Origin of the sequence: Streptosporangium sp. NPDC049046 (assembly GCF_040649155.1) — a bacterium.
Lineage (GTDB): Bacteria > Actinomycetota > Actinomycetes > Streptosporangiales > Streptosporangiaceae > Streptosporangium.
Genome location: NZ_JBEZEZ010000012.1, coordinates 12,798 through 33,709, shown reverse-complemented (window position 1 = coordinate 33,709; position 20,912 = coordinate 12,798). Strand labels below are relative to the sequence as shown.

General features: G+C 69.9%; 20 protein-coding genes. 13 read left to right on the top strand and 7 right to left on the bottom strand.

What is annotated here, in order from left to right:
- The first annotated feature begins 176 nt into the window (after positions 1-176).
- Positions 177-578 carry a hypothetical protein gene (locus AB0B96_RS18730; RefSeq protein WP_362900149.1) on the top strand — a complete coding sequence of 134 codons (402 nt, stop codon included), beginning with the start codon at positions 177-179 and terminating at the stop codon, positions 576-578.
- A gap of 464 nt (positions 579-1,042) precedes the next feature.
- Positions 1,043-1,462, top strand: a complete 420-nt coding sequence (locus tag AB0B96_RS18725; RefSeq protein ID WP_362900147.1) for a PPOX class F420-dependent oxidoreductase — start codon at positions 1,043-1,045, stop codon at positions 1,460-1,462.
- On the opposite strand, the gene AB0B96_RS18720 is transcribed toward AB0B96_RS18725, so the two are convergent.
- A complete protein-coding gene (locus AB0B96_RS18720; RefSeq protein WP_362900145.1) occupies positions 1,437-1,589 on the bottom strand; it encodes a hypothetical protein in 153 nt (50 codons plus the stop codon). The two genes, AB0B96_RS18725 and AB0B96_RS18720, sit on opposite strands and share 26 nt — an antisense overlap.
- 186 nt (positions 1,590-1,775) lie before the next feature.
- The gene (locus tag AB0B96_RS18715) at positions 1,776-2,675 is read right to left on the bottom strand and encodes an LLM class flavin-dependent oxidoreductase (RefSeq protein ID WP_362900143.1); all 900 of its coding nucleotides are present in this window, start codon (positions 2,673-2,675) and stop codon (positions 1,776-1,778) included.
- Positions 2,676-2,998: 323 nt separating this feature from the next.
- Here AB0B96_RS18715 and AB0B96_RS18710 point away from each other — a divergent pair, with 323 nt between their 5' ends.
- Positions 2,999-3,637, top strand: a complete 639-nt coding sequence (locus tag AB0B96_RS18710; RefSeq protein ID WP_362900141.1) for a hypothetical protein — start codon at positions 2,999-3,001, stop codon at positions 3,635-3,637.
- A 172-nt stretch (positions 3,638-3,809) separates the two neighbouring features.
- On the opposite strand, the gene AB0B96_RS18705 is transcribed toward AB0B96_RS18710, so the two are convergent.
- Positions 3,810-4,373 carry a MarR family winged helix-turn-helix transcriptional regulator gene (locus AB0B96_RS18705; protein WP_362900139.1) on the bottom strand — a complete coding sequence of 188 codons (564 nt, stop codon included), beginning with the start codon at positions 4,371-4,373 and terminating at the stop codon, positions 3,810-3,812.
- Positions 4,374-4,524: 151 nt separating this feature from the next.
- Here AB0B96_RS18705 and AB0B96_RS18700 point away from each other — a divergent pair, with 151 nt between their 5' ends.
- Entirely contained in the window at positions 4,525-6,138 is a 1,614-nt protein-coding gene (locus AB0B96_RS18700; RefSeq protein WP_362900137.1) for an LLM class flavin-dependent oxidoreductase, read from the top strand.
- Positions 6,139-6,179: 41 nt separating this feature from the next.
- Here AB0B96_RS18700 and cydB read toward each other — a convergent pair whose 3' ends face one another.
- From cydB to AB0B96_RS18685, 3 genes are all read right to left on the bottom strand, one after another.
- A complete protein-coding gene (gene cydB, locus AB0B96_RS18695) occupies positions 6,180-7,121 on the bottom strand; it encodes a cytochrome d ubiquinol oxidase subunit II (protein WP_362900135.1) in 942 nt (313 codons plus the stop codon).
- Between the two features lie 11 nt (positions 7,122-7,132).
- The gene (locus AB0B96_RS18690; RefSeq protein WP_350946754.1) at positions 7,133-8,599 is read right to left on the bottom strand and encodes a cytochrome ubiquinol oxidase subunit I; all 1,467 of its coding nucleotides are present in this window, start codon (positions 8,597-8,599) and stop codon (positions 7,133-7,135) included.
- Between the two features lie 521 nt (positions 8,600-9,120).
- On the bottom strand, positions 9,121-9,993 hold the full coding sequence (locus tag AB0B96_RS18685; protein ID WP_362900132.1) for a polysaccharide deacetylase family protein: 873 nt from the start codon (positions 9,991-9,993) through the stop codon (positions 9,121-9,123).
- 352 nt (positions 9,994-10,345) lie between these two features.
- Between AB0B96_RS18685 and AB0B96_RS18680 the strand changes: the two genes are divergently transcribed.
- From AB0B96_RS18680 to AB0B96_RS18640, 9 genes are all read left to right on the top strand, one after another.
- A complete protein-coding gene (locus AB0B96_RS18680) occupies positions 10,346-11,332 on the top strand; it encodes an acyl-CoA desaturase (protein WP_350946855.1) in 987 nt (328 codons plus the stop codon).
- A 222-nt stretch (positions 11,333-11,554) separates the two neighbouring features.
- Positions 11,555-12,277: a carbon monoxide dehydrogenase subunit G gene (locus AB0B96_RS18675; protein WP_362900130.1), complete on the top strand. Its 723-nt coding sequence runs from the start codon at positions 11,555-11,557 to the stop codon at positions 12,275-12,277.
- A 209-nt stretch (positions 12,278-12,486) separates the two neighbouring features.
- The gene (locus AB0B96_RS18670) at positions 12,487-15,279 is read left to right on the top strand and encodes a Na+/H+ antiporter subunit A (protein ID WP_362900128.1); all 2,793 of its coding nucleotides are present in this window, start codon (positions 12,487-12,489) and stop codon (positions 15,277-15,279) included.
- On the top strand, positions 15,276-16,097 hold the full coding sequence (locus AB0B96_RS18665) for a Na(+)/H(+) antiporter subunit C (RefSeq protein ID WP_362900126.1): 822 nt from the start codon (positions 15,276-15,278) through the stop codon (positions 16,095-16,097). The genes AB0B96_RS18670 and AB0B96_RS18665 overlap by 4 nt, the downstream gene beginning before the upstream one ends.
- Entirely contained in the window at positions 16,097-17,698 is a 1,602-nt protein-coding gene (locus tag AB0B96_RS18660; protein WP_362900124.1) for a Na+/H+ antiporter subunit D, read from the top strand. The genes AB0B96_RS18665 and AB0B96_RS18660 overlap by 1 nt, the downstream gene beginning before the upstream one ends.
- Positions 17,695-18,255, top strand: a complete 561-nt coding sequence (locus tag AB0B96_RS18655; RefSeq protein WP_362900122.1) for a Na+/H+ antiporter subunit E — start codon at positions 17,695-17,697, stop codon at positions 18,253-18,255. Before AB0B96_RS18660 ends, AB0B96_RS18655 begins: the two co-directional genes overlap by 4 nt.
- Positions 18,252-18,512 (top strand): monovalent cation/H+ antiporter complex subunit F, encoded by a 261-nt coding sequence (locus tag AB0B96_RS18650; protein WP_362900120.1) that lies wholly within the window; start codon positions 18,252-18,254, stop codon positions 18,510-18,512. Before AB0B96_RS18655 ends, AB0B96_RS18650 begins: the two co-directional genes overlap by 4 nt.
- Entirely contained in the window at positions 18,509-18,841 is a 333-nt protein-coding gene (gene mnhG / locus AB0B96_RS18645) for a monovalent cation/H(+) antiporter subunit G (RefSeq protein ID WP_362900118.1), read from the top strand. Before AB0B96_RS18650 ends, mnhG begins: the two co-directional genes overlap by 4 nt.
- Positions 18,842-18,866: 25 nt before the next feature.
- Complete coding sequence (locus AB0B96_RS18640; RefSeq protein WP_362900116.1) at positions 18,867-19,766, top strand: hypothetical protein; 900 nt, start codon at positions 18,867-18,869, stop codon at positions 19,764-19,766.
- Between the two features lie 8 nt (positions 19,767-19,774).
- On the opposite strand, the gene AB0B96_RS18635 is transcribed toward AB0B96_RS18640, so the two are convergent.
- A complete protein-coding gene (locus tag AB0B96_RS18635; protein ID WP_362900114.1) occupies positions 19,775-20,758 on the bottom strand; it encodes an MBL fold metallo-hydrolase in 984 nt (327 codons plus the stop codon).
- Between the last annotated feature and the right edge of the window lie 154 nt (positions 20,759-20,912).

Genomic DNA, 20,912 nt, shown 5'->3' with positions numbered 1-20,912 from the left:
CTCCGGGAGATCTGCGGGATCACTCGGCCGCCTGACCGCGCGTTCACGCTACCTCGTCCTATCTTGTCGGCGCCTCAGCCGCACCCTGGAGCCTTACAGGTTGTCGAAAGCACGGCCGAACAGTGATCGTTGCCTAGGTTCCACAGAACAACGGTTCATCTAGGAAGGATCAACGAGTGATCACTCGTCGAATCGGCGCCATCGCGCTCGCGGCAGTGTGCGCCGCTGTGCCGCTGACCGCCCTTTCCGCATCCGCGGCCCAGGCAGGAACGGCAGCCTTTCTCGGCCCGGTGAAGTGCGCTCCGATCAGTAACAACGAATTGTGCGCGCGTGGTATCACCGGAAGTCCGGGCGGTTACGACGTGGCCTACCACAAGAACGAGGGATCCAAGCTCACCGCGCGATTCCGCCTGATGTGCATAAATGGTTTCCAGAAAGACGACAACGGCCCCTTCTCCATCTCGGCGGGCCAGGTGAAGAGCTTCGTCTTCGCGGTCGGTAACCAGGGCTCATGCCGGGTGCGAATGCAGGACATCACCAACGGAGGGTACTACTACAGCCCTTACGTGGTTCCCTGAAAATCGGTGGACAACGATCTGTCGCCTCATCGATAGATCGTTGAATCGAAAATCCGTCGGACATCGCCCCTTTTCAGGGACGATGCCCGACGATTTTTTTGCAAGCTCCGGCGACTCCTGTCCCGCCGCGGAATCATGGCCTCTTCCCATATCCGCATCCCGACGATCTGGCCTGTCCGGAATCTGTGGATCACCTCATCCTCAAAGCTTGGGGTCGCCGTCAAAAGGCAGGGGTGCTCGTGTGACGGTTTTCGCGGTGGATTCCTCGACCTTTCCCGATCTCCTGGGGCGGGGGCGTGGAGGCGACGTCCAGACCTGTGGTCGCGGGGGTCCTTCGGGGGTCGGCGCCGTTTGCGGAGAGTCGCCGGACCGTTACCATCCGGGATGTGGCACGGTGGACGGGTATCTCGTGAACCGCACGCGTCACCTGCATCGCAGGGGCACGTAGACGAAGAGGAGCGATCATGTCAAAGCCGCCGCTTCCCGATGAGGCAGTCGCGATGCTGAAGAAGCCGAACCCCGCCGTCATCACCACGCTTCGGCCCGACGGGCGGCCGGTGTCCACGGCCACCTGGTATCTCTGGGACGACGGCCGGATCCTGGTCAACATGGACGAGGGCCGCAGGCGGCTCGACCACATGCGCAGTGATCCCCGCGTCTCCCTCACCGTGCTCGACGAGAACGGCTGGTACACCCACGTCAGTATCAGCGGGAACGTCGCCGAGATGTATGACGACAAGGATCTGAGCGACATCGACAGGCTGTCCCGTCAGTACACGGGGAAGCCGTACCCCCAGCGGGACCGCGGCCGGGTCAGCGCCTGGATCGAGATCGTGAACTGGCACGGCTGGGGCGCGCTCAAGGACAACAGCCAGCCTGGCTGATGACCGCCGCCCGCGTCGCCGCAGCGGCGTCGGCCGAAGAGGGCGCCGAGCCCTCATCGATCGCAGCGATGTCCTCCTCGTCGAAGATCTCGCGCTTGACATCGTCCCATCGGTGGAATGTGGTCATCGCTCGTGCTCCTTCGCTCTGTGAGGAGCAAGGATGTCACGGTGGGTTTTTGCTCGGACTCTTTATGTAGTTGCCGGCCGGTCTTGTGCCGGAGGGATCACCCTTCGGGTGAACCCTCGCTGGTGCGTGGGCGGGGGTGTGTTCCGTCGGGTGAGGGCGCTGTCGCGGGAGGTTGTGTCGCGCGGGTCAGGGCAGGAGGGTGCGGGTCTCGGCCAGGAGGTCGCACTGCTCGCGCCAGTCGCCTCCCGCGAACCCCAGGACCACGTGACGCGCCCCGGCCTCGCGGTAGGCGGCCAGCCGCTCGGCCACCTGCGCGGGTTCGCCGGTGAGGGGCAGACGCACGGCCTTCTCCATGGGGATGCCGTATCCGGTGATACGCGAGGCGATGGCATCGAGGGTGGGCAGTCCGGGAGCCGTGCCGAGGACGCCGGTGGCGCCGATGGCGACGACCGGCTCCGGGCGTCCGTGGGAGGCGGCGAGCTCGGCGAGTGTGGCCCTGCCCGAGGCCACCTCCGACGGGGGGATCATTGAGGGGAACCAGCCGTCCCCGTGACGGGCCGCGCGTCGCACGGCCACCGCCGACGCGTTGCCGACCCAGATCGGCGGGGGCGTCACGGCCGGTTCGAGCCGTACCTCTCCCGGCTCGTCCACCAGTGCGACGGTCTCCCCGGCCAGTAGCCGCGCGAGCAGCTCCAGTGCGGTGTCGGTGCGCCTGCCGCGCTCCCCGTACGGCACTCCGGCCGCCGCCCACTGCCCGGGGCCGCCGCCGGAGCCGACGCCCAGGACCAGCCGTCCGCCGGAGACGTGCTGCAGGCTCGCGACCTGTTTGGCCGCCCACGCCAGAGGGCGGATCGCCGGGACGAACACGCTCGCCCCGACCCTGATCCGCGCGGTCGCCCCCGCCGCGACGGCGAGTGCCACGGCGCAGTCCAGTGACGCCGTTCCGGTGGCCAGATGGTCGCCGTGCCAGACGCCGTCCAGCCCTACCTGCTCCGCGTGCCGTGCGGCGGTGCCCAGGTCGAGCCGCTGCTCTCGCTGCACGGCGACGGTGGGCAGGATCACTCCGATGTCCATGAGGGAGGCCATGGGAGTCAGTCTTCAACCTCAAGCCTTCTTGAGGTCAATCGCGCTTTCGTGGAGATGTGTGCAGGAGCTCCCGTCTGGTTCCCAAGGCGACAAAAATATAGCCAGATAAATTAACTACAATGCCGACAAATAGTGCGTTGCTCCGGGCAGATGGTCGAGTTGATCTGGCTTTTTCCCTCGATTCCTGTTGCTTCTCCAGATCGTATTGCCCTCTGTCTTTCAAGAAAGGAAGCTTTAGCTTTACGCTACTCCTGTAGTCAGGAATGCATCTTCTGCCGCCGGGTGGGAGACAGGGTGGAGAGGGTGCCGGGAGGGAGATCGGCATGGATTTCATGGGGTCGAGGAGTCGAATCCGGGCGAGGGTGAGGGTGGACGAGGACGGGACGCGGAGCAGGGGGGCCGGGAGGAGCAGGGGAAGGGCGGCGAGGGTGCTCGCCGCGGGGGTGTTGCTCACCGGGGCCGTGGTGTCGGCTCCTGCCGCGCAGGCGTCCACGTCGGGGCAGGCCGGGGCGAGCGCGCTCACCGGGGCCGGGCAGGTGGTGAGTGCCGCCTTCCCCTACCGCTTCCGTACGGCGCGGGTCACCCGGTTCCAGCAGGTGAAGGGGCAGCCCGCCTGGGCGAACAGCGCGCTCTCGCGCGTCAGGAACGCGGTGTGGGTCTTCTCGGGAAACGGCACGTTCGTCTTCAACACCACCAATGTGCGCACGGACCTCTATCCGCTGCGCGGCCGGTTCCAGAGGCAGGGAAACAGCTGGGTCTTCGCGGCGAACGGCTCGTCGCGGATCGGTGGCAGCGGTAGCTTCACCGAGATGGTGGGCAGCATCGACTTCAGCGGGAACCAGCCGGTGATGACGTTCCGCTGGGCGAGTGGCGCCAGTTACGGAGCAGTGGTCAACAACCAGCGATTCGGTGCGGGAGCGTCTTCCGCCTACGACTCCACGCTGGTCCTGTCCGTCGGTTGAGTCGCGTCCGGGGTGGTTCCGGGCCGGGGGCGGGTGCGTCCCCGGGCCGGAACCGCTTCTCCGGATCTTCGGGGCTCTTGGTTCGGCGGGCTCTCGGGGCCCGGTTCTTCATGCCCGCCGATCCTCCGGCGGCCTCGCGAGCGTGCTCACGGGCGCTCGCGACAGCCGGTGGTCAGCGGCGGGGGGAGCGTCGCGGCTTGGCGGGGGCGGCCGATGTCGAGGGAATGCTTTCCGGGGCGAGCTCCTCGACGAGCCGGCAGGTGTTGTGCTCCGGGTCGAGGCTGTCGGCCCGGGCGGCGAGCCTGCGCAGCAACTCCCGGAACACCGAGCGGTCGGCGGGGTCCAGCGGCTCCAGCACGTGGTCTTCGGCGTGCTCCAGCCGGGTCTGCGTGTCGACCCAGGCCGCCCTGCCCCGCTCGGTGGCGACGACGCGCTTGTTGCGCCGGTCGGCGGGGTCGGGGCGGCGCTCGACCAGCCCGGCCTTCTCCAGGTCGTCGAGCAGGTAGGTCATGACGGTCTTGTCGACGCCGAGACGCTGTGCCAGCGCGCCCTGGCCGCCGGGGAGTCCCTGGGCCGCCGCGGCGAGCACCTGGTAACCGCGCGGGCCGCCGGGGAGGTGGCTGACCAGCGCGTTCGCCGTCCTGACGTAGGCGCGGAAGACGACTCCGAGGGTCCAGCCCAAATCGCTGTCCAGGGCGTCCTGGGTCTCGGCACTGGTGGGTCGGGGCGCGGGCATGTCACGAGGTTACCAGGATCGACGGTTAACGAGACCTTCTGTTTGACAATTCATCTGTTTTACATACGATCTGTCCTGCCGCACCATCGCGGTGCCGCGCGTCCGGAAGGGACGTGTGTCGCGCATCCGAGATGACGCACCGAGGAGAGACATGCCCGACTACCGGCACGAGTTGTTGTTCGGGACATTCCTGACACCGGTGGCCGACCAGGCCGAGAGGGTCGTCGCGCTCGCCAGGCTCACCGAGCAGGTGGGGCTGGACCTGGTGACCGTGCAGGACCATCCGTACCAGGCGCGGTTCCTCGACACGTGGACCCTGCTCTCGGTCATCGCGGCCGGCACCTCGACGCTGCGGGTGTCGCCGAACGTGGCGAACCTGCCCCTGCGCCCGCCCGCGGTGCTCGCCCGCAGCGTCGCGACCCTGGACATCCTCAGCGGTGGCCGCGTCGAGCTCGGGCTGGGAGCGGGCGCCTTCTGGGACGGTATCGCCGCTCTCGGTGGCCCGCGGCTGACCGCGGCCCAGGGGGTCGACGCGCTTGAGGAGGGCATCGAGGTCATCCGGGCCATGTGGAAGGCAGGGGGCAAAGCCGTGCGGGTGGACGGCGATCACCACCGCGTGCGGGGAGCACACCCCGGCCCGGCCCCCGTCCACGACGTCGGCATCTGGCTGGGGGCCTACAAGAGGCGCATGCTCGACATGACCGGCAGGCTCGCGGACGGCTGGCTGCCCAGTCACGCCTACGCCGGCCTGGACGCACTCCCGGCGATGAACGCGATCATCGACGAGGCCGCTCTCGGCGCGGGACGCTCACCCGCCGACATCCGGCGTCTGTACAACATCGGCGGCACCTTCACCGGCTCCGGCCGCGCCTTCCTCCAGGGACCCGCGGGCGTGTGGGCCGAGCAGCTCGCCGAGCTCACCCTGGACCAGGGGATGAGCGCTTACATCCTCGCGAGCGACGACCCCGACGACATCCGGCGGTTCGCCGCCGAGGTCGTCCCCGCCGTACGCGAACTCGTGGACGCCGAGCGTGCCGGTTCGCCTGCGGCCACCGGCGCGGGCCGGTCCACCGGGGTGAGTGCGGCGATCGCGCGGAGCGTGTCACCGGACGTCCCCGCCCACCCCGCGCCCGCCGCCGTCGCCGCTCCCGGGGGCGGGGTCCCTCCCGCCCTGGGGGTCACGCCGACCCCGGACGACGGCACCCGGCTCTCCGATGTCCAGGTCTGGGACGAGACCACCCGGCCCACCGGTCCCGCTCCCGACCCGGCCCGCACCTACACCCCCGGGGAGCAGGCGGCGGGACGCCATCTCGTCGACGTCCACGACCACCTCCGCCAGGAACTGGCCGAGATCCGGCGGCTCGTCGAAGAGGTCACCTCCGGAGCCATGGATCCCGGCATCGCGCGCTCCCACATCAACACGATGACGATGCGCCAGAACAACTGGACGGTCGGCGCGTACTGCGAGTCCTACTGCCGGGTCGTCACGACCCACCACACCATCGAGGACCAGAGCCTCTTCCCTCGTCTGCGCCGCGCGGACCCCGGGCTGGTGCCCGTCGTCGACCGGCTGGAGCAGGAGCACCACGTCATCCACGAGGTCCTCGAAGACGTCGACCGGGCGCTGGTCGCCTTCGTCTCCGAACCCGACGGTCACAAGGCCCTGCGGGGCGCGATGGACCTGCTGAGCGACACGCTCCTGTCGCACCTGTCCTACGAGGAGAGGGAACTCGTCGAGCCGCTCGCCAGGCTCGGCCTGCACTGAGGCGGCTGCCTGGGGCGGCCGGGTCGGGGTGGCCGGTGTTCTCAGGAGACCTCGGCGACCAGGCGCTTGCGGAAGACCCAGTACGACCAGGCCTGGTAGCCGAGCACGAACGGCAGCGCGATGAGGCCGATCCAGGTCAGCACGCCCAGCGTGTACGGGCCTGAGGCGGCCTCGGCGACGGTGAGGCCGGGGAAAGGGGCGGGCCACAGGGCGCCGAAGAGGGCGGCGCCGCCCAGCGCGATGGACGAGGCCGTGGCGGCGAAGGCCCAGCCGTCCCGGCCGCGCCAGGTGAGCGCGATCCCGGCGGCGAGGGCCGCCATCGCGGCGAGCGAGGCCGCCCACAGCCACGGGGCCGCCGACCACGCGCCGATCGCCGTGGTCGCGACGGGAATGTTCGACAGCGCCGCCACCGCGGCGGGCAGTGCCACCACGGAGGCGATCAGGGCGGCGCGCCGGGCACGGGAGCGCACCGGTCCCGTGGTCTTGAGCGCGACGAACACCGCCCCGTGCAGCACGCACACCGAGAGCGAGAACACTCCGCCGACGAGGGCGGCCGCCGCGCTGCTCCGCAGCAGATCGGCGAAGACCGCGCCCCACAGGAACGCGGGCAGGGCGCTGCCGACGAGCACGCCCAGGTCGCACCAGACGCGGTCGGAGGCGTGCTGGACCTTGCCGCGCCACTCCAGGCCGACGCCGCGCACGATCAGCCCGACGAGGACCAGCACGATCGGCAGGTAGAACTCGCTGAGCAGTCCGGCGTACCAGGCGGGGAAGGCGGCGAACATGGCGCCGACCGCGGTGATCAGCCAGACCTCGTTGCCGTCCCAGACCGGGCCGATCGTGCCCAGGACCTGCTTGCGTTCGGCCTCGTTCCTCGCCAGTGCGGGTACCAGCATGCCCACGCCGAAGTCGAAGCCCTCCAGCACGAAGTAGCCGGTCCACAGGAACGCGATGACCGCGAACCAGAAGGTGGTGAGTTCCATCGTCGTCGCCTTCAGTACATGAGGGTCGGCTGGAGCCGGGCGTCCGCGTCCTCGTCGTCGCGCGAGGGCGGCGGCGCGAGGGGAGCGGCGGGGGCGGCGGGCTCGGGCCCCGCCTTGACGTGGCGCGTGAGCAGTACCGCCTCGGCCAGCGCGAGCGCGCCGTACAGCGCCGTGAAGACCGCGAGCGAGACGGCCACCTCGGCCAGGCTGACGCCCGGCGAGACGCTCGCGGCCGTGAGCAGTTCGCCCTGGACGGTCCACGGCTGGCGGCCGATCTCGCTGAGCAGCCAACCGGCGATCATCGCGACGGTCGGCAGCGGCAACGCGAGCACGCAGAACCGGGCGAACCAGGTGGGAATCTCCCGGGGGGCGAGGGGGGTGCCGCGCCGCCTGCGGCGGGTGAGCCAGAGACCGAGCACGGAAAGGGCCACCGTGGACAGACCGAAGACGATCATCACGCGGAAGGACCAGAAGACCACCGGCAGGTTGGGCCGGTAGTCACCGGGGCCGAACCGCTCCTCGTACCGCGCCTGCAGGTCCTCGGTGCCCTGGACCACGGCGTTCGGGTCGCCGGTGGACAGGAAGCTGAGCAGCATGGGCACCTCGATCCCGGGGACGGGCGAGAACGCCGCGCCGGCGGTGTCGTGCCGCAGTCCTTCGGCGGCGGCGAGTTTCATGGGCTGCTGCTCGTACAGCAGCTTGGCCGACATGTCGCCGCTGCCCGCGACGAGGGCCCCGGCGATCGCCGTCATCAGCAGCGCGGCCCGCATCGGGGTCCGCCAGATGCTCGGGCCGCCACGCGGCGCCGTCACCGAGGCCGTGCCGGCACCCGGGAGCGCGCCGGCACCGGTGCGGCGCTCGCGCAGGAGGTGGTAGCCGCAGATCGCGAGGACGAAGCCGCCCGCCACGACGAAGGCCCCGGCTATCACGTGGGGCACCTGGGCGAGCGCCGCGGAGTTGGTGAGCACCGCCCACAGGTCCGTCATCCTGGCCTTGCCGTCGACCACCTCGTACCCGACCGGGTGCTTCATCCAGGCGTTGGCGGCGAGGATGAAGTACGCCGACAGGTTGGACCCGATGACCGCGGCCCAGATGGTGGCGAGGTGGACGCGCTTGGGGAGCCTGTCCCAGCCGAAGATCCACAGGCCGATGAAGGTCGACTCCAGGAAGAACGCGAGCAGTGCCTCCAGGGCGAGTGGCGCGCCGAAGACGTCGCCCACGAAGATCGAGTACTCGCTCCAGTTCATGCCGAACTGGAACTCCTGCACGATGCCGGTCACCACGCCCATCGCGAAGTTGATCAGGAAGAGCTTTCCGAAGAACTTCGTGAGCCGCAGGTAGTGCTCCTTGCCCGTCCGGTGCCAGGCGGTCTGCAGGCCGGCCACGAAGACGCCGAGACCGATCGTGAGGGGTACGAACAGAAAGTGGTACACGGTGGTCACCCCGAACTGCCACCGGGCCAGGTCTAGTGCGTCCATCTTCCCCTTGCGTTCCCTTCGCGGGCCAGGAGCTCTACGACTCGTAGTTCTACTTCTAGTAGTACTACGGCTTGTAGAGCAACGGGAGGGAGAGGCGCCGCGAACCGCTGCGATCTTTGTCACATGGCCCGGTGGGAGACCGCACTTCTCCGTCGAACCAAGATCGTCTCTGTCGGCTCGCGACGCCGGATCTTCCTCGTGCCCCCGAGAATCCCCTCTCGGGCGCCCCTCGCGCGCAGGACATGTGTTCTGCCGGGCCCGGCGATCCCCGCGCCCGCTTCCCCTCGGGGCGTGGCTCAATGATGGGCCGGGCGCCCTCTCCGGGACGTCCGTCTCCTGGGGGATTTCCGGGTACGCCGGGCGGTGGACCCGCTGTCCGGTACGCGGCCGAGATCGCTTGGAGGGTTACGCCGGGCGGTGGACCCGCTGTCCGGTACGCGGCCGAGGCGGTGGACCCGCTGTCCGGTACGCGGCCGAGATCACTCGGTGGGCCGCGGCCTCCCGCTGTGCGCCGAGATCGCTCAGCGGGTCGCGGCCTCCAGATACGCGTCGAGGTTGCCGATCTCGAAACCCCGGCGCTTGATCTTCGCGACGAGGATCCCGAAGTCGCGGGCGAGGTTCGGACGGAAGTGCAGCAGCAGGACGTCTCCGGGGCGGAGCTTCTTGTCGGGCACCTGGTAGGCGATCTTCCCGCCCGGCTGCACGGTCGCGGTCCAGAGCAGGAGCGCGTCGATGCCACAGGCCTTGGCGGCCCTGCGGGTGAGGGTGTTGTGGTTGCCGAACGGCGGGCGGAACAGGGTGGGGGTGGTGCCGGTGTGCCTGCGGATCAGCTTGGAGACGCCGCAGATCTCGGCCTTCTGGCCCTCGTAGCCGAGCGCCGGCAGGTTCGGGTGGGTCAGCGTGTGGTTCTCGATCGTCGCCCCCGCGTCGCGCAGGTCGCGCACGTACCCCCACTTGCCCGCACCGAGGTATCTGCCGCCCTGTGCGGTCGGGTCGGCCGCGCCCTTCGCCTCCACGGCGTCGCGGGTGACGAAGGCCGCCACGGGAATCCGCTGGTCCCGGATTCGCGCCACGAAACCGGGATCCTGCTCCCAGCCGTCGTCGATGGTGAGGAAGACGACCTTCCGCTTGGTGGGAATGGAGCTGATCACCGGAGGCAGGCCGTCGCCGGGGCGGGGGATCCTGCCCACCTCGCCCGGCCTGGGCCTCACCCCGGGAGGTCCTGTCGGTCTCACCGCCTGCTCTCCTGGGGTGGGCTTCGAGGCTCGGGAGGCGCCCGGCGCGGAGGTGGCACCGTCCTCGCCCGCACCGTCGAGGCCGGTGGCACACCCGGCGCTCACCGCCAGAGCCGTCGCCGCCGCCGTTCTGACCGTCCAGTATGTCCCCGATGCCATGGGCGACCATCCTGCCAGCAGCCGGGAGCCCGGCCTAACGCCGCTGAAAGCGGCGAATGTGATTACTTCCATGACTACCCTGCGGCAACCCCTAAATCCGTATATTTGCCGGGGTAGGGTCAGCACTACCACAAGCTGGGGTGGAAGCGGGGGTTTGTGATCACAGCTACCGCGCAATCCTAAGATGGCCGTCCTGCTTGGTTGACGCAGATCTGTGCCCCTCCTTGCTGACGCAATCATGTCGAATGATCCGGCCCATTTGAGGAGAAGCGTGTCCAACTCAACCGCGATCGATGACGAGGACCTTCCCGCCATCCCGGCAAACGGGGAGCGGGGCAGTGATTTCGCCCGCCTGTCGCGCCGGATCGCCAAAGCCGGTCTGCTCGACCGGCGCCCCGGTTACTACGCCGCGCGACTCGGCCTGGTCGCCGCGGCCTTCGTCGGCGGCTGGGCCGCCTTCTTCGCCCTCGGCGACTCGTGGTACCAGCTGCTGGTGGCGGCCTTCCTCGCGGTGGTGTTCGCCCAGATCGGGCTCGTCGCCCACGACCTGGCCCACCGTCAGGTCTTCCGCTCCCGCCGCTCCAGCCAGCTCGCCGGACTGGTGGCGGGAAACCTCGCCATCGGCATGAGCTACGGCTGGTGGATGGACAAGCACACCCGTCACCACGCCAATCCCAACCACGAGGACCACGATCCCGACGTCAGCCCCGACTTCCTGCTCTGGTCACCCGAACAGGCCGCCGTCAGCAAGGGGTTGCCCAGGTTCATGGGCCGCTGGCAGGCGTTCCTGTTCTTCCCGCTGCTCACGCTCGAGGGGTTCAACCTCCACGTGTCCAGCGTCCGGGCGCTGGCGCGCCCGACGATGAAGAACCGCGTGCTGGAGGCCTCGCTGCTGGTCGTGCACGCCGTCCTGTACGTGGGCGCGCTGTTCGCGGTGCTGTCTCCCGCCAAGGCGGTGGTCTTCTTCCTCCTGCACCAGGCGATCTTCGGCGTCTACCTGGGCTGCACCTTCGCCCCCAACCACAAGGGCATGCCGATGCTCAGGGGCGAGGACAAGCTCGACTTCCTGCGGCGCCAGGTGCTGACCTCGCGCAACGTGCGCGGCGGCGTGCTCCTCGACGTCGTCCTCGGCGGGCTCAACTACCAGATCGAGCACCACCTCTTCCCAAGCATGCCGATGCCCAACCTGCGCCGCGCCCAGCCGATCGTCCGGGCGTACTGCGAGGAAGTGGGGGTCGACTACCTGGAGTCCGGGATCGTCAGCTCGTACGCGCAGGCGCTGCGCCACCTGCACGACGTGGGCGAGTCCCTGCGGGTGAAGAGTCCCGCGCCCGGCTAGTCCGGTTCGGATCGGTCGGTTCGGCCCGTCCCGCGGGGCCTCGCGTTCGGCCCGTCCCGTGCGGGGCCCCGCGCTCCGCAGGCGCGAAGGCCCCGCCCGGGACGCCGAGGCGGCGTCCACGGCGTCGGCGCAGCACTGACACAGCACTGACAAGGGCGGGGCGCGGCGGCGGGCAGATGTTGCTGTTATCCGCCCGACCGGCGATTGCCTATGGTGCTTGGTGTGAAGCTCGCAGGCAGTGCCGTGCTCGGCATCGACAGAGATCGTGTGTGGTCAGCGCTCCAGAACCCGGCCGTGCTCGTACGCACGATCCCGGGGTGCGAGCGCCTTGAGGAGACGGGGCCGGACACCTACCGGATGACCGTCACCGCGGGGGTGGCCTCCATCAAGGGCGTCTACCAGGGCGAGGTCGCCCTGTCGGACCCCGAGGCGCCGGAACGGTTCGTGCTCAGGGCCCGGGGCCAGGGCGCTCCGGGAACCGTGGACGCCACCGTGGAGATCCGCCTCAGCGAGGTCGAGGGCGGCACCCGGGTCGACTACGACGCCGAGGCCGTGATCGGGGGCATGATCGGCGGCGTCGGCCAGCGCATGCTCGGCTCCGTCGCGAGGAAGACCGCGGGGGAGTTCTTCTCCGCGGTGGAGAGCCATCTCGCCTCCGGAGGGGTTCCCGCCGTTCCCGCCGGCCACGCCCTCGCCGAGATCGCGCCGGGCGGCGAATCATCGCTCGCCGCACCCGCCGCCCTCTCGTCCGCCACGCCGGCATCGTCGGCCGGGGCGGGCCAGGCCGGAGCCGCGCACGTCTTCGAGCGCCCGGTCCCGCCCAGGGAGACCAAGTCGGGAGTCCCCGCCTGGTCGCTCCTGGCCGCCTTCGGGATGGGCGCGGGCGTCGCGCTCGGCGGCGCGGTGATCGGCTGGTTGCTCGGCCGTGGCGGCGGAAAGCGGTGATGTCGCTCACAGCCGGAGCAGGATGATCGTTTCCTTCGCCCGCGCCGCCGGAGATGTGAATGGCCCTGCCAGCAGGAATGCTCATGGAGTCGATCATGGCTCGGTGGAGAGCGGGCGCTCCCCGGCCAGGCGGCCCGCGAGTTTGACCTGTCAAAGTCGGGCCTTCTAGGATCCTGGCGTACGTCTGCCACGACGGGTCACGGGGGAACATGGAGCCGCTGCTGATCCTGCACGCCGTGGCGGCGATGCTCGCTCCGGCATTGGTACGCCGCTTCGGCAGGAACGCGTTCTTCCTGCTCGCCGCGCCACCCGCCTGCGGATTCGTCTACACGATCTGGATCGCCCTCACCGGCATCCCCGTCGAGTCGCACCACGACTGGGCGCCCGGCCTCGGCATGGGACTCTCCTTCCGCGTCGACGCGCTCGCCCTGCTCATGATGGCCCTGGTCACCGGCGTGGGCACCCTGGTCGTGCTGTACTGCTCGCGTTACTTCTCCGCGGGCGCCGAAGGGCTCGGCCTGTTCGCCGGGGTGCTCGTCGCCTTCGCCGGGGCGATGCTCGGGCTCGTGGTCGCGGACGACCTGCTGCTGCTGTTCGTCTTCTGGGAGCTGACCACGGTCTTCTCCTACCTGATGATCGGTCACGACCCCGCGAGCAGAAGCAGCCGCAGGGCCGCGATGCAGGCGCTGATCGTCACCACCACCGGTGGCCTCGCGATGCTGGGCGGCATGATCATACTCGGCGAGTCGGCGGGAACGTACCGCATCTCGCAGATCGTGCAGAGCCCGCCGTCCGGCGGTCTGACGGCGGTGGCGGTGGTGCTGATCCTGGTCGGAGCGCTGTCGAAGTCGGCGGTCTTCCCGTTCAGCATGTGGCTGCCCGCCGCGATGGCCGCGCCGACCCCGGTCTCGGCCTACCTGCACGCCGCGGCGATGGTGAAGGCGGGCGTCTACCTGCTCGCCCGCCTGGGCCCCGCCTTCGGGGAACTCGCCGCCTGGTGGTGGACCGCCGTACCCCTGGGCCTGCTCACCATGCTGTTCTGCGCCTGGCGGGCGCTGCGCGAGCACGACCTCAAGAAGCTGCTCGCCTACGGCACGGTGAGCCAGCTGGGTTTCCTGACGGTGCTGTTCGGCGCGGGCACCCGCGACGCCGCGATCGCCGGGGTCGGGATGCTGCTCGCGCACGCGTTGTTCAAAGCCTCCCTCTTCCTGGTCGTCGGCGTCATCGACCACTCCACCGGCACCCGCGACCTGCGCAAGCTGAGCGGTCTGCGGCGTTCGGCGCCCTGGCTGGCCGTGGTCGGCACCGGGGCCGCCGCCTCGATGGCCGGCATCCCGATGTTCCTGGGGTTCGTCGGCAAGGAGGCGGCCTTCGAGTCGCTGATGACCGGGCGGGGCATCGACACGGCGGTGCTCGCCGGGGTCGTCCTCGGCTCCGCGCTCACCGCCGGCTACAGCGCGCGTTTCGTGTGGGGCGCCTTCGCCGCCAAGCCCGGTGTCGAGCCGGTGGACGTGCGCTCCTTCGGCGCCGCGGAGTTCGTGCCGCCCGCGCTGCTCTCCGCGCTCGGCCTCGCCGCCGCCCCGTTCGCCGCCCTGTACGGCGGGGCGATGGAGAGCTACACCGACACCTTCGCCGGGCCCGGTCACGGCACCCACCTCGCGCTGTGGAGCGGCGCCCTGGTGCCGCTGCTGCTCTCGGCCCTCGCGCTGGCGGGCGGAGCGCTCCTGTTCCGGTTCAGGGAACCGGTGGCGCGGGTCGGGGAGTCCCTGCACGTGATCGACTCCGGCCGGTCCTACTGGGCACTGGTCCGCGGGCTGGAACGCTTCTCCCTGCAGCTGACCGGCGTCGTCCAGCGCGGCTCGCTGCCCGACTACCTCACGATCGCGTTCGTCTCGGTGGCGGCGGTGGGGGTCTTCTCACTGAGCTACGGCCCCGGATTCGACCTCGGGCTGGACATGGTGGTCTGGGACCGCATCGAGCAGCCCGTCATCGGCGTGCTCATCGTCGCCGCGGCGGCCGTCGCGCTCCGGATGCGCTCGCACGTCGTGCTCGTGCTGCTGGCCGGCCTGACGGGGTACGGCACGGCGTTGCTCTTCCTCGTCCACGGCGCGCCCGACCTCGCGCTCACCCAGTTCCTCGTCGAGACGCTGAGCCTGGTCGTGTTCGTGCTGGTGCTGCGGAGACTTCCCCTCGGGCCGAGGGAGGACCGGGGCCGGCTGTCGTTCGGCGTGCGGCTCACCCTCGGCATCGTGAGCGGTCTCGTGGTGGCCGGGGCCGGCATGTTCGCGATGAACGCGCGGCAGGCGATACCGGTCGGCACGCTGATGGCCGAGGCGGCGCAGGAGGCGGGGGCCGCCAACATCGTGAGCGCGCTCCTCGTCGAGATCAGAGCCTGGGACACCATGGGGGAGAGCTCCGTCCTCGTCGTCCTCACCCTCGGCATGACCGGCCTGGTCTTCCTGCGCAGCCGGGCGCACGCGACGCAGCCCCCGCAGCAGAGAGCCGACGAGGAGAAGCCCAGGACGTACTGGCTGGCGAACACCCAGCCCGCCGGACAGCGGATGGTGATCCTGGAGTTCGTCGCCAGGGTGACCTTCCACACCGTGATGCTGGTCTCGATCTTCCTGCTGTTCACCGGGCACAGCGCGGTGGGCGGCGGGTTCGCCGGAGGCATCGTGGCCGGTCTCGCGCTGGTCCTGCGCTATCTCGCCGGAGGCAGGCACGAGCTGGCCGCCGCCGTGCCGGCAGCCCCCGGGGTGCTGATCGGTCTGGGCCTCCTGCTGTCCACGCTCACCGCGCTGGTGGGGCTGGTCGCGGGCGCAGGGGCGCTGGACATGCTCGCCGCCGATCTGTACGTCCCGCTGGTCGGCAAGCTGCACCTGTCGACGGTGCTCCTGTTCGACATCGGCGTCTACATCACGGTGATCGGCATGGTGCGGGACATCCTGCGCAGCCTGGGCTCCGAGCTGGATCGGCAGATCGACGAGGAGGAGAGCCGGTGACCGCGCCCGTAGTGCCGCTCCTGGTGGTCGCCGTGCTCGTGGCCGCGGGAGTCACGCTGCTGCTGGAGAGAAGCCTGGTCCGGCTGCTCGCCGGCGTCATCATGCTCAGCAACGGGGTGAACCTGCTCATCCTCACCGTGGGCGGGCCGCCGGGAGCGCCACCGATCCTGGGCACGACGGAGCCGGAGCGGATGGCCGACCCGCTGCCGCAGGTCATGGTGCTCACCGCCATCGTCATCACGCTGGGCGTCACCGCCTTCCTGCTCGGCATGATCCACAGGTCCTGGCAGCTCACCGGAGCCGACGAGGTGCAGGACGACACCGAGGACCGCCGGGTGCGGCTGCGTGCCAGGCGGGGCGAGCTGAGCCAGGCCGTACTCGACCGTCAGGCGGCCTACCAGCAGCTCGTCCTTGAGCAGCGCGCCGAGCTGGCCCGGCTGGAGGAGGAACACAACGAGTGGGAACGCAGGGAGGCCGAAGAACTGGAGCAGCGGATCCTCGACGTCAACGCCGACCTGGGCCGCTGGCTGCAGGCGCACAAGAACGACGAGTTGTCCGCGGAACGGCTTGCCGAGCGGTTCGCCGAGGCCCAGCAGGCCGAGGACCTCTCCAAGGAGGAGCGGGAAAGCCGCCTCAGTGAGGTGCGTGCCGAGTTCGCCCGCAGAGAGCGCGAGCAGGCCACGCGCGAGCGTGAGATCCGCAAGCGGCTCCGCGTCCGACAGCGCGACGCCCGCAGGCAGATGCGCGCCGCGATCCGGGAGGACCGGGCGCGACAGGCCAGGGCGCAGGATCCCGAGCTCGAGGGGGAGGAGGACTGATGGAGGCACTCATCCCGGTGCCCGTGGTGCTGCCACTGCTCGCCGTCGGCCTCAAGCTGGCCATCGGCAGCAGGCTGCGCAAGCTCCAGGCGCTGATCAGCGTGGGCACGCTCGCGGTGGTGCTGGTCGTCTCGCTGATCCTGCTGTGGGCGGCGGACCAGGACGGCCCGCTGGTGGCCCATATCGGGGGCTGGAGCGCGCAGATCGGCATCGCGCTCGTCGCCGACCGGCTCTCCACGCTGATGCTCGCGGTCTCCTCCGCGGTGACGCTCTGCGTGATGATCTACTCCCTCTCCCAGTCATGGGCGGACCAGGACTACAAGGCCTCGCTCTCGATCTTCCACCCGGCTTACCTGATCATGGTCGCCGGAGTGTCGGACGCCTTCCTCTCCGGTGACCTGTTCAACCTCTTCGTCGGGTTCGAGATGCTGCTCGGCGGCTCGTACGTGCTGCTCACCTTCGGCGGGACCGAGTCCCGCATCCGGGCGGGCGCCACCTACACGGTGGTGGGACTCGCCTCCTCACTGCTCTTCCTCGTCGCGATCGCGGTGACCTACGGCGCCACGGGCACCGTGTCGATGGCGCAGCTGGCCGAGCGGTTCGCGGTCCTGCCCGAGCACATCAGGCTGCTGATCGAGCTGATGCTCCTGCTGGTCTTCGCGGTCAAGGCCGCGATCTTCCCGATGTCGGCATGGCTGCCCGACTCGTATCCGACCGCGCCCGCTCCCGCGACGGCGCTCTTCGCCGGTCTGCTCACCAAGGTCGGCGTCTACTCGATCATCCGCCTGGAGGCGCTGCTCTTCCCCTGGGGGCCGGTGAGCAACCTGCTGATGTGGGCGGCGCTGCTGACCATGCTCGTCGGGGTGCTCGGCGCGGTGGCGCAGAGCGATATAAAACGAATGCTGTCCTTCACCCTGGTCAGCCATATCGGCTACATGGTGTTCGGAGTCGCCCTGTTCAGCGCCCAGGGGATGGCGGGCGCCGTTTTCTACGTGGCCCACCACATCACCGTGCAGACGAGCCTGTTCCTGGTGACCGGCATGATCGAACGCCGCACCGGCACCACCTCCCTGGACAGACTCGGCGGCCTGGCGAAACTGTCACCCGTCATCGCGGTGCTCTTCTTCGTGCCCGCGATGAACCTGGCGGGCATCCCGCCGTTATCAGGCTTCCTGGGCAAGCTCGGGCTGATCCAGGCCGGGGTGGCCGACGGTAGCCCGATGGCGATGATCCTGGTCGCCGGAGGACTGGTCACCAGCCTGCTCACCCTGTACGCGGTGGCCACGACCTGGAACAAGGCGTTCTGGCGGGTGCCGCCCGAGGGAATGGTCACCGAGGGGGGAACCGTGCTGGAGACCCAGGAGAACGGTGACGGAGAGGACCCGAAGGGGGCGCCGGTCACGAACGGGAACGGGAACGAGGCGATCGTCACCTCCGTCACCCTGCCGAAGCTCATGTTCGCCTCCACGGCCGCCCTGGTGGCGCTCGCCCTGTCCTTCACCGTCCTGGCCGGTCCGCTGCACGCTCTGTCCGAGCGGGCCGCGGAGGAACTCCTGGCCCGCGAACCGTACATCTCCGCGGTGCTCGGCGGTGGGCGATGAGCGAGTCCCGTCCGGCGTTCACGGTGCTGAAGCTGCTGGGCAGGCCCGTGCCGCTGCCGCAGGTGCTCTGGCTGACGCTGATCTGGCTGATGCTCTGGGGCGACCTGAGCGTGGGCAACGTGCTCGGGGGCCTGCTGGTCGGGCTGCTCCTCGTGTGGCTGATGCCCCTGCCGCTCCAGGACACCGGCATCCGGTTCCATCCCCTCGGCATCGCGTGGTTCATCGTCCGCTTCATGCGGGACATGGTGATCTCCAGCTCCCGAGTGATCTTCTGGGCGCTGAGGCTGGGCAAACCACCGCCGATCCAGATCGTCGAGGTGAGGTTGCGCACCTCGTCGGAGCCGATGGTGGTACTGGTGACGGTGGCGCTGTCGGCGCTGCCGGGCAGCCTGGTGCTGGAGGCGAACACCCAAGACAAGAAGCTCCTGCTCCACGTGCTCGGCATCTCCGGCGACCTGGAGACGGTCCGCCGGATCACCCAGGACGACGTGACCCGGCTGGAGAAGCGCATCGTGGCCGCCTTCGGTACCCGAGCGGACCAGGAGGAGGTGCGATGACGACGGTTTACCTGATCGTTCTGGCGATGCTCGCCGTCGCGGCGGCGATGACGCTCTACCGGCTGGTGCGCGGCCCGACGATGCTGGACCGCGCCGTCGCGCTGGACGTACTCACCGCCGTCGTCATCTGCGCGGTCGGTGCGGGGGCGGCCGTCTACCGGGAGTACTCCGTGCTGCCCGTGCTGCTGGTGCTCTCCCTGCTGGGATTCGTCGGCTCGGTCTCGCTGGCCAGGTTCTTTTCGGGACGTGCCCGGTGAGCGCCGCGATGGACGTGGCCGCGGCCGTCTGCCTGCTGCTGGGGGCGACGCTGGCGTTCGCGGCGGGGGTCGGCATGGTCAGGTTCCCCGGCACCCTGGCGCGCATGCACGCGGCGACCAAACCCCAGGTGCTCGGCCTGCACCTCATCCTGCTCGCCATGTGGCTGCGCGACCCCAGCTGGAAGATCGCCGGTGTCATCGTCCTGGTCGCCGTCTACCAGGTGGTGACGGCGGCGGTCGCCGCCTACGTGGTGGGAAGGACCGCCCATCTCACCGAGTCGCCACAGGACGACGGCACGGCCGTACCGCACGGTGACACTCGCGCCTAAGGATCTCCCGGCGTACCGTGTCGGTATGCGTGATGCACGTGCGGAGGACGCGAGGACCGAGGCCAGACGACTGATCCGTGATCTCCTGGGCGAGGAGCGGCCGGACGCCGCCCTGCTGCTGAGCCAGGCGAGGTCGGCGCTGGGCGCCGACCGCGTCGCGCGTTCCGTCGAGCTCGCGCGCGGCGCCCCCCTCACCCGCAGGTCCACCGAACTCGCCGCGCTCGCCGGTCTGCTGGTCGGCACCCGCGAGCTCGGCGAGCGGTGGTGGCACCAGGAGCGCGGCGACAAGCTGCCCGCGCCCGACGAGGCGCTTCGGACCTCCACGGCGATCGACCCGTGGACCGACCTGACCGTCCTGGAGATGCTCGCCGCCTGGATCGCCGACGACGCGGCCGACGAGGCCTGGGGTCGTCCGGCCGCCGTCACCGACCTCAACTCCTGGCAGGCCGAGGACCGGGTCGAGCTGCCCAAGGACGCGCACCCCGGCCAGCGGGTCGTGGTCTCCTTCGACGCCGGCGGCCGCCTCGACGCCGTGGTCCTGCGCCGTCCCGACGACGAGCTCGGCTCCAACCTCGACTTCGACTCGCTGCGCTACTCCCGCCCCGCCGAGGCCCAGTGGAGCTGGGGCGTCGCCGCCGGGCTCGGCCCCCACCGGCTGGACGAGCACCCCGACCCGTACGAGCGGCCGGTCGACGCCGAGGCCGCCGCGGCCCTGCACACCTGGGCGCTGCGCCACGGCGCCTCCGCCGAGCAGGCCGGTGAGGTGTGGCGCGACAGGGGCGATGTCGTCGCCTCCATCGAGCGGATCGACTGGATGTGGCGCAGCGGCGAGTGGTTCGCCTGGTGGCGCGGGGTGTCCGCCCTGGTCGACGGCGAGCCCGAGCAACTGGCCGCCCGCCTGCAGGAGATCGCCTCCGTCTCCTGACGCGGACGTCAGCCGAAGGTGTGCGGTGTCAGATAGTCCGGGATCACGACCTTCGTCGTGGGGCTCACCCTGCGCACCGCAGCGACGAACTCGGCGAGGCTCTTCTTCGACTTCTCGTCGGCCTGAGGAGGGTTGCGCAGAGCCACCTCGAAGTTGTCCCAGTGCACCGGCACGACCACCCCCGGCATGTCCAGGGCCTTCAGCAGGCGCGGCACGTAGTCGTACGTGGACGACGAGGAGGTGGTGGGAATCATCGCGACGTCCGGGGCGAGACCGCTGAGGTTACGCTCGACGAAGTCGCTGCCTCCCATGAAGAAAACCGAAGGACCGCCCTTGACCGTCACCTGGAACGCCAGGGTGTCGCCCTCGGGCAACTCGGAGATGTTCTTCGGCCTGCGTTTCGGCCTGGTCAGCCGGACACCGGGAAAGAGCATGGAGTAGTTGGCGTTGCGGCTGTGCAGCGACGCCACCACCTCGACGACGTAGTCGCCGAAGTCCAGGACCTCTCCGCCCTTCACCGGGCTGAGCAGGCTGTCCTTCACGTCGTACGCCAGGGCCAGGTTGCAGGTGGTGGCGGTGCCGACCACCCGCGCCCCGGTCGAGGTCGCGATGTGCGGGACGTCGTTGAAGTGGTCCCAGTGCGCGTGCGTCACCAGCACCACCTGTGGGGTGCCCGTGTGCCTGCGGACGGCCCCGGTGTCGACCTTGAGCGATGTGGCGGGATCGAACTTACCCGCCGCCAGACCGGTGTCGAACCGGGTCACGTACGGGTCGACGAGGAGCGTCGACGATCCCACATCCACCCGCCAGCCCGACGTGCCGAGCCAGCGGAACGTCGCGGAGGTCTTCTTCCCACCCTGACCACTCTGGCCACTCGGACGCGGGGTCGCGGCCCCGGTGGGGGACGGGGACAGGAGGGTTCCGGCCATCGGTGCCAGCACGGCCCCCGCCGTCGCGGTACGCAGGAAACCTCTTCGATCAAATCGGGACATGTCTCCCCTTGGGTGCGTGTGAACATACGGCCGTCGTCCAGGCATCCCGGGGACGACCGTCGGCCGCGTGCGGCCCGATGAGGACCCAACCATCGCCGCACCGGCCGCGTCCAAGATTCGCGACCGTCGCCTCCCATAGGCGAACACGTATCGG

Bases quoted from the DNA above. Each gene is read 5' to 3' on its own strand.
- AB0B96_RS18725 (WP_362900147.1), top strand. From the start codon at position 1,043: ATGTCAAAGCCGCCGCTTCCCGATGAGGCAGTCGCGATGCTGAAGAAG.
- AB0B96_RS18720 (WP_362900145.1), bottom strand. From the start codon at position 1,589: ATGACCACATTCCACCGATGGGACGATGTCAAGCGCGAGATCTTCGAC.
- AB0B96_RS18715 (WP_362900143.1), bottom strand. From the start codon at position 2,675: ATGGCCTCCCTCATGGACATCGGAGTGATCCTGCCCACCGTCGCCGTG.
- AB0B96_RS18710 (WP_362900141.1), top strand. From the start codon at position 2,999: ATGGATTTCATGGGGTCGAGGAGTCGAATCCGGGCGAGGGTGAGGGTG.
- AB0B96_RS18705 (WP_362900139.1), bottom strand. From the start codon at position 4,373: ATGCCCGCGCCCCGACCCACCAGTGCCGAGACCCAGGACGCCCTGGAC.
- AB0B96_RS18700 (WP_362900137.1), top strand. From the start codon at position 4,525: ATGCCCGACTACCGGCACGAGTTGTTGTTCGGGACATTCCTGACACCG.
- cydB (WP_362900135.1), bottom strand. From the start codon at position 7,121: ATGGAACTCACCACCTTCTGGTTCGCGGTCATCGCGTTCCTGTGGACC.
- AB0B96_RS18690 (WP_350946754.1), bottom strand. From the start codon at position 8,599: ATGGACGCACTAGACCTGGCCCGGTGGCAGTTCGGGGTGACCACCGTG.
- AB0B96_RS18685 (WP_362900132.1), bottom strand. From the start codon at position 9,993: ATGGCATCGGGGACATACTGGACGGTCAGAACGGCGGCGGCGACGGCT.
- AB0B96_RS18670 (WP_362900128.1), top strand. From the start codon at position 12,487: ATGGAGCCGCTGCTGATCCTGCACGCCGTGGCGGCGATGCTCGCTCCG.
- AB0B96_RS18660 (WP_362900124.1), top strand. From the start codon at position 16,097: ATGGAGGCACTCATCCCGGTGCCCGTGGTGCTGCCACTGCTCGCCGTC.
- AB0B96_RS18655 (WP_362900122.1), top strand. From the start codon at position 17,695: ATGAGCGAGTCCCGTCCGGCGTTCACGGTGCTGAAGCTGCTGGGCAGG.
- AB0B96_RS18650 (WP_362900120.1), top strand. From the start codon at position 18,252: ATGACGACGGTTTACCTGATCGTTCTGGCGATGCTCGCCGTCGCGGCG.
- AB0B96_RS18640 (WP_362900116.1), top strand. From the start codon at position 18,867: ATGCGTGATGCACGTGCGGAGGACGCGAGGACCGAGGCCAGACGACTG.
- AB0B96_RS18635 (WP_362900114.1), bottom strand. From the start codon at position 20,758: ATGTCCCGATTTGATCGAAGAGGTTTCCTGCGTACCGCGACGGCGGGG.